Here is a 5,044-nt window from a genome sequence, read left to right as displayed (position 1 = left end):
GCATTCAACACATCCCGGTTTGTCATGCTGACGTTGCCGCGTTGTTGCGGCAAGCAATGTTCGATTCGTTGAAATTGGGCTTCGGAAATTTCCATCGACGAAGTATAAGGTCAAACACGTATAGTGTTAACACGCCCTAGCGAGGTAGGCTTTTACGCATTGGCGTTTGTAGCCGGCCTTAATGTGGATCGATTCGTCGCCAAGATTGAAAGTGTCGCGCATGCGGTATGGGGCATCGAAATGTCACGCTCCGCAAAAAAGGACGCCGAGAACTGATGTGCGACCATCGCTTGGATGGCGATGCGAATAACCTTCACGTTCTAGAGCTCTTTCAGGGATGCATTTTCTGAGGCGGTGACAGTAGTCTTCGACGGAAAGCCATCTATAAATTCATCGAGATGTTCACCGCTATTGACCAATGGAGCCTAACTCTGGACAAATATTCAAAGGTCAGGAACGGGGAATATCATGGCTCACGACAATCACGGCTCACAATCTGGAGACCACGGCGTGAATGTTGGCGTTGGTGACTTTCGGGGAGCCCATTTCCAGTTAGGTAACCAGGGGAGACCGACATTTACCGCCGAGCAAATGCAAATTGGGCGCAAGCTCCTATTAGCCGGCGCATCTGTGCAAGGCGATAATCTAAACACCTTTTCAATCATTACAGGCTTGGCGAGCCTTGCTGGACTGTATTTCACGCTGTTCTCTCCATTCAAGCAACCTCAATACTCCTCTTTGTCTTTTGCATTTTTATTCGGGCTGGGTATAGCGTCCACCTGTTGGCTCATATCATGGGTCATGAAAAAGCAGGGGTTTGCTCATTTTCTTATGGGCAGGATGTACGTTGAGCGGGCCCCTAATGGGAAGGTGTTTCTCACCACGCTGACCGCCATTTGCCCGTGGTGTAGCTCAAAAATGGCTCTCCGCCACTACGCTCCCAAAGGCGCCGTTCCTTGCGATTTCTTCATTTGTGAGAAGAATCCGGTCCAGCACCACATCACATTGGATCACACGTGCTTGCCTGAGATTGACACCACTGGTCGGTAGCCTTCAATCCGCAGGACTGTCGCAACGATCTGTCTGATGCGAGACGCAGCCATACGGTGCTAACTTCGGGTCTAACCTGTCCGTGGCTTTACGTTATTGCTCACCAACAACTGCGCCACGCACCGCGAGCCGACCTTGCTGTGTTCTCGCTACCAAATAGCGACATGCGGCAGTTTGCCGCCGTGCGTGATGAGCGCAGTGCCGTCATATCGGTTAGCGCCAATGGCGCAGGCTTGAGCCGGCAAGCTTGATGCTGGCCGTGTCCGTCTCCCTCCCCTGCAAGCAGGGAGGGACATGTTCTCGCGAACGTTGAGCTACATGCCTTGAGGGCACTTCTATAAATAGCTCTCAAGCGAAGCGGCATCTCGACCATTGCGACAAATGGTTCCCTCCCCTGCTTGCAGGGGAGGGTTAGGGTCAATGCTCCGAACTTAAGGTCTCCCAGTCGCCACAGAACCCAAACCCGTCATTCCAGCAAAAGCTGGACGTAGCGCGAAGCGCGGAGAACGTCCGAATGGACGGCCCCGAAGGGGTGAGCGAAGCGAATCATCCAGTGCCTTTCGGCTAAAAAGTCGCTGGATTCCAGCTTTCGCTGGAATGACGAACGAGAGTTTCCTGCGATTGAAAACCCTTAAATTCGGAGCATTGGGGTTAGGGAGGGAGCGCATCGCGGCAAGCATCAGCCGTATCGCTTCATGTCGCGTAGCGAGCCGTTTATCAGCGCCAATGCGAGGCGACCGTTAAATGCACGATGGTGGGATGCGCTTGCAGCGCGATCACGTATTGGCCGCGTTCGATCGGCACGCCTTGCAGCTGGTAGTGCGGTGCGCCAGCAGTAGTCGCTTCCACACTCAACCGTGCCACCGGCGTGTGCGCATCGGCAGGGCCAAGATGCAAAACGATATCGCCATGACCGGGTTGGTAGTCCACCGACTCGAACTTGCCCGCGCTCAGGGTGAGCCAGGCGCTGGCGGGGGCAATGAATACGCGCGTGCGTGCGCTGTCGCGCGGCGTGAGCCGCCAACCGTCGGCGCTTTGCGTGAGATTGCCGCCGAAGCTCAGCCAGCCGAAGGTGGGGTCATCCACCAGATAGGTGGCGCTGGCGTAGGCATGGCCGAAAAAGCCCATGCCGTAATCGCCGCTGTAGGCATCGAAGCGCATGGCATCCGGATCGGAGTGAAACGCGGCGGCGGCGAATCCGTCGCGGTCGATGTTGGCGATGCCGCCCAGCAGCCCGCCATAGGCGACACGCAACAGGTAGAGGTCGGATGGATTGGCGCGATAGGCATCGAACAAGGGCACGGCGTTGAGGGCGGAACCGTAGTGATGGATCTGCCGCTCGATGCGCGCGAGCTTGCCCGCGTAGAGAAAATCCCAGTAGCGGCGTGCATTGCCGTTGTAGCCCCAGCTGGGCAAGGCAGGGTCGTAGCCCAGGATGACTTCGCGGGTTTGTGCGGCCTGTGTTTGGTAGCCGAAATAGCGCATCCAGGCGTAGACCTCCGGCTGGCCGGTGGAGTCCCACGGCATTTCGCTGCCGAACGGATAGGCCAGCGTGCGCCAGTGGTCGGCGCGCGCTTTCATCAGTTGCGTGAGGTTGGCCGCTTCGGCATCGAGATGTTCACGTTGAAGATCTTTCAGGATCTCCACGAACACTTCGCCTTCCATCTGGCCAAACTGCGCGTAATGGGGCGCATCACGCATCATGGCTACCGCAGTTTGATAAGCATGGTCGAGATACCAGCGCCAATCATGCCGGGTGACCAGGCCCACATGGTTGCGCGCCAGGCGATACATCACCCAATGACCGATGGCGACGTGCGGGTAGTTGTAGGAACGGCCAAGGTCGTCGGCGTCTTGCTTGGACCAGGACGTCCACGTGCTCCAGTCGCGTTGCGGGTCGTAGTAGCCGGGATGGGCGGCGGGGTCGTAATAGAACAGGCTTTTGCGCACCGCACCGGCATGCGCGCCCGTGGCCACCTGCAATGTGCCGACCACGGTTTCGTCCATCAACCGCTCCAGCTTGGCCACTTCCAGCGGATCGGGGTTGTCGAGCTGTTTCATCATCGCCGCCACCCAGCTGCCGGCACCGCCTTCGTCGCTCATGCCGGCGATCCACACACGCGGTTCCTGCGTGACGATGGCGTTGGCTTCGCGGTCGAAGGTGAGGATGGCGGGCGCACGGTGGAACGGGTCGTTGGGATCGTCGAACCATTCTCGCGTGGTAGCGAAATGGCCCAGGTCCGCCACCGCCTGTTGCAGTGGCTTGGTCATGAAGTAACTCACCGTTTGCACGCTGCCGTCCTGATAATGCAGCGTTACGCGCGCTCTGCCCCAGCCCTTGGCGCGTACGGTATAGCGTGTCCAGCCGTGCTGTGGCGGAGCGGGCATGAGTTCCAGAGCGTCCTTGGGCTGCACGTCGATATGCGCCACCGGCTGCGGACTGTGCAGGAACAACGATGCGGTGAGGTCGGTGGGGATCACGTAACCCGGTATGCCGACGGCCACCGGGCGCTGGTAGCGTATCAACGTGGATTCAATGGCGCGGATCGACGGTGACAGCACGAAACGCAAGGCCAGCGTGCGCGTCTGGCCGGGCTTGAGCACGATGCTGGTGGGCACGTTCCACGGTTCGCCTGCATGCGCCCATTCCTGCTCGGCGAAGCCGCGGCTGGCCACGGTCCAATCGTAAAAGCCCTCGGCGGTTTGTCCGCGCGGCCCGCGGTCGGTGAACAGGTCGTCCGGTTTCGCGTGACGCGTATCGGCGATGGGGTTCCACGCTTCCAATGGCGTGCCCGCCTCCGGCAGCACCAGCAGTGCGGGGCCGTTACCATTGAGACGCGTCACCTGCACGTAGCCGGCATCCTCGCCGATATACGGGTCCGCGAAACTCGCCTGTGTGTGCGCTTGTTCCAGCGAACAACCGGTAAGGATGTTGTCGAATACCATCGGCAGGCCAAGCGCGCCGACGTCGATGCTTTCGTTGCCTGGATTGCTCAGCACGAAACGCATGACCACACCATCGCCGTCCTTCACCCAGGAGCGCGTGAGCTTAAGCGGGAAATCCTGCCCCAGCGTCGCGGTCATGTCCGCCGCGGCGAAGGTGTTTCCATCCGTGGTCAACGGCGTAATCGGGCGCCGCGCGTGGTCGGAAGCAAAATCACGCCATGGTCCACTGCCCGTGCGCAGGCGGATATGGATATCGCCGATCTGCACGTAACCGTCGCCCTGCCGTTCGGCCAAACGCTGGCCGAGCGTAAAGTCGAAGCTGGGCTCGGTCTGTGGCGACAGGCGCGCCAAAGTTTGCGTATCAGCACGCAGAGCCAGGTTGAACGCACCGATGTGGAACGTTTCCATCTTGACGGGAGCGATGCTGGTTGCGGCAGCACTCGCCATCGCCAGCGGAATGATGCTCATCGCCAGCATGCCCGCCAGCCGCCTTGAAACATGCCTCCAATCCTTCATCGGCTAGAACTCCACGCGCACCCGACCCCAGTAATACCGGCCCAGTGTGTCGTAGGTACTGGCGTCGGTATTGGCAGCATTGGAGTAGTAGCCGTAGTAGATGGGTGGTTTCTTGTCGGCCACATTGTCGATGCCTAACGAGAACGTGGTGTGCCAATCGGGAAATTTCCGACTTACCGACACGTTGTGATAGATCATCGACGGCACGCGGAAATACACGCAGGAGCCATCCGCGGCCGTGTTGAAACAAAAGCCTTCGTGGGCGCTGCCCACCGTGCTCGGGCCGATATAACGCATGGACCAGCTCGCGTGCCAATCATGGTGATCCCAGTCCACGTTCAACAGGCCACGCCAGCGCGGCAGGTTGCCATTGCTGGACGTTTCGCCGACGTAATTGTGGTCATCGCCATCGATGCGGTATTGCTGCATGGTGGTGGCGTTCAAGCTCAGTTTGAAGCTGCCGTATTGCTGCCATGGCAAGGCGTATTGCACGCCAACATCGTAACCGCGCGTCGTGAGACCACTGAGATTG

The 5,044-nt window shown here is 59.0% G+C and carries 2 protein-coding genes and 1 pseudogene; 1 reads left to right on the top strand and 2 read right to left on the bottom strand.

Annotation, left to right across the window (positions count from 1 at the left end):
• Positions 1–468 precede the first annotated feature (468 nt).
• Entirely contained in the window at positions 469–1,050 is a 582-nt protein-coding gene (locus VJR68_RS17875; RefSeq protein WP_324149909.1) for a hypothetical protein, read from the top strand.
• A 717-nt stretch (positions 1,051–1,767) separates the two neighbouring features.
• Here the strand turns inward: VJR68_RS17875 and VJR68_RS17870 are convergent.
• The gene (locus VJR68_RS17870) at positions 1,768–4,512 is read right to left on the bottom strand and encodes a DUF5695 domain-containing protein (RefSeq protein ID WP_324149907.1); all 2,745 of its coding nucleotides are present in this window, start codon (positions 4,510–4,512) and stop codon (positions 1,768–1,770) included.
• A gap of 3 nt (positions 4,513–4,515) precedes the next feature.
• A pseudogene (locus tag VJR68_RS17865) lies at positions 4,516–5,044 on the bottom strand (TonB-dependent receptor); the annotation flags it as partial.

It is taken from the genome of Dyella sp. (assembly GCF_035277725.1).
Classification (GTDB): Bacteria; Pseudomonadota; Gammaproteobacteria; order Xanthomonadales; family Rhodanobacteraceae; genus Dyella_B.
This window is presented reverse-complemented; position numbering and strand designations above follow the sequence as displayed.